Origin of the sequence: Candidatus Magnetobacterium casense (assembly GCF_019173545.1) — a bacterium.
Classification (GTDB): domain Bacteria; phylum Nitrospirota; class Thermodesulfovibrionia; order Thermodesulfovibrionales; family Magnetobacteriaceae; genus Magnetobacterium; species Magnetobacterium cryptolimnobacter.
The window spans coordinates 1-2,205 of record NZ_JABXWD010000501.1 but is presented as its reverse complement, the minus strand read 5'-3'; the positions used below and the strand labels follow the sequence as shown (position 1 = coordinate 2,205).

Sequence of the window (2,205 nt, the reverse complement as noted above, 5' to 3'; positions counted from 1 at the left end):
ACCCGGCATATCTAATGGCAGTCGGGTCAAGGCTTTCTTTACAGACAAAAACATTGGTATAGACAGAGACGGTATCTGTGCGTTGTTTGGGCGAGAGGTTGACTTCTACATGCCCGTGCAACGGCACACAGACCTGTCTGTCACCATCCTCAGAGACCAACCATTGACACTGGAGGGTTGCGTTGCCGATGCGGTTATCACGGACAGGCCTGGGATAGTGATCGGTGTACAGACTGCCGATTGTGTGCCCATACTTGTCCTTGACTCGCACAAACACGTAATAGCAGCCATTCATGCCGGGTGGCGTGGCACGGCAAAGGGCATCTTCAAGGCGGTTGTAGCAACCATGCGTACCGACTTCTCCTGCAACCCCCAGGATATCCTGATTGCGGTGGGGCCATCCATCAAGTCCTGCTGCTACGAGGTGGGGGGCGACGTCATGGATGAAGTGCGGCAAACAACCGGGGTAGGTGACTATATCCGCCAGGAGGCCGGCAGGTGGTACGTCGACCTGGCAAGGGCGAACCTGTATCAGGCCCTTGCGGTGGGATTGGCTGAGTCAAACGTCTGGATATCCCCTGATTGTACGTTCTGTCTACCCGATCGCTACCACTCCTATCGCAGGACAAAGGCCGGTACCGGAAGACAGGGTGGTTTTATCGGCATGCTGTAGGGCAGAGCCGCCCCCTTGTTATGCTTGAGTTTATTAGTAAGTCGCACGATCAGACTGTGGCGATTGGTCAGATGCTTGGCAAGTTGCTCAAGAGCGGAGAGAGTGTGTTTGTCGTTGGTGACTTTGGCTGCGGCAAGACCACTCTGATCAAGGGGATCGCTGAAAACTTTGGACTCAAACAGGAGGCCATCACCAGTGCCAGCTTTACCATCATCGCCGAATATGACACGGACATCCCGTTTTACCACATCGACCTCTACCGCCTTGAAGACGTTGAGGCAATCTACAACTGTGGTGTCTTTGAGTGTCTTGGTGGTGAGGGGGTGGCCGTTGTGGAGTGGGCCGACAGGTTGGATGGCCATTTCAATGCCGATATATACATAACGATAACACACGTTGAACCCCACGGTGAGCAGTCACTGCGCCGTCTGGTGATTGAAGGTATGGATGAAAAGGATTGGAATAATCTGTAAGAAGGGCAAAGCGGAACCTATTGCGCTGTTAAAGGAGCTTCTGCCGTGGTTGTCAGAGAGGGGATTGACGGTTTTTGCCGACAGTGATGCGGCGCAAGTACTTGGCATACGCGGTTATGAGAGGTGCGTACTGCCAGACCTCGTTGATATGATAATTGTGCTGGGGGGGGATGGGACAATGCTCTCAGTGGCACGGCTTGTGGCACAAAGGGACATCCCTATTTTTGGTATAAACCTTGGAGGACTTGGGTTTATCACCGAGGTCAGTAAGGGCGAGGCCCTCGATGCCCTGGAAAAGGTCATTGCCAATGATTACGTCATCGAGGACAGGATCATGCTCCACACCCGCATAATCAGACAGGGACAATCGCATGAAGAGTTCACGGTCCTCAACGACGTGGTGATAAACAAGGGGGCGTTGGCCCGCATATTTGACATCGAAATCTTTATAGAGCGCAAGTACGTAACGACCTTTAAAGCCGATGGCCTGATTATCTCAACGCCGACTGGTTCCACGGCCTATTCGCTCTCAGCCGGTGGACCAATCCTGTATCCCACGCTGCACTGCATTGTCATAACGCCGATCTGTTCACACACCCTTACCAACCGTCCCATTGTGATCGAGGATGGTATGCTCATCGAGGCCAGGGTCAACCCGGGCAGCAAGGATATAAGTCTCACGCTTGACGGTCAGATAGGCCGCGCTCTGTGTGACAACGACGTGATTGAGGTCAGGAAGTCCGACCATGCAGCCCGTCTGTTGTTACCGGCACAGCGGGACTATTTCCAGGTATTGCGAGAAAAACTAAAATGGGGTGAACGATAAAACTGACATTCCGCACACCACTGAGACAATTCCTGAATTTGTAACATCTCAAAAAGTTGAGGGGGGAAAATATTTTATTGCATTTCGGTCAACCCAAATGCTATTTTAAATGTATGAGATGTATTAAAGAGTGTTTTAGAAGGATATATGGTTAAAATACCGAAGTTACCTGTTATTGAGGAATATGAGCGTACAGAAGTAGTGGTTAAACTGACGGAGGTGATCCATTATCA

General features: G+C 51.3%; 3 protein-coding genes. All 3 read left to right on the top strand.

Going from position 1 to position 2,205, the window contains the following annotated elements:
* Positions 1 to 673: peptidoglycan editing factor PgeF (gene pgeF, locus HWQ67_RS16890; protein WP_218253857.1), on the top strand; the 673-nt coding region annotated here is incomplete at its 5' end.
* A 20-nt stretch (positions 674 to 693) separates the two neighbouring features.
* The gene (gene tsaE, locus HWQ67_RS16885) at positions 694 to 1,146 is read left to right on the top strand and encodes a tRNA (adenosine(37)-N6)-threonylcarbamoyltransferase complex ATPase subunit type 1 TsaE (protein ID WP_218253856.1); all 453 of its coding nucleotides are present in this window, start codon (positions 694 to 696) and stop codon (positions 1,144 to 1,146) included.
* Complete coding sequence (locus tag HWQ67_RS16880) at positions 1,121 to 1,972, top strand: NAD(+)/NADH kinase (protein ID WP_218253855.1); 852 nt, start codon at positions 1,121 to 1,123, stop codon at positions 1,970 to 1,972. Before tsaE ends, HWQ67_RS16880 begins: the two co-directional genes overlap by 26 nt.
* The last annotated feature ends 233 nt before the right edge of the window (positions 1,973 to 2,205 follow it).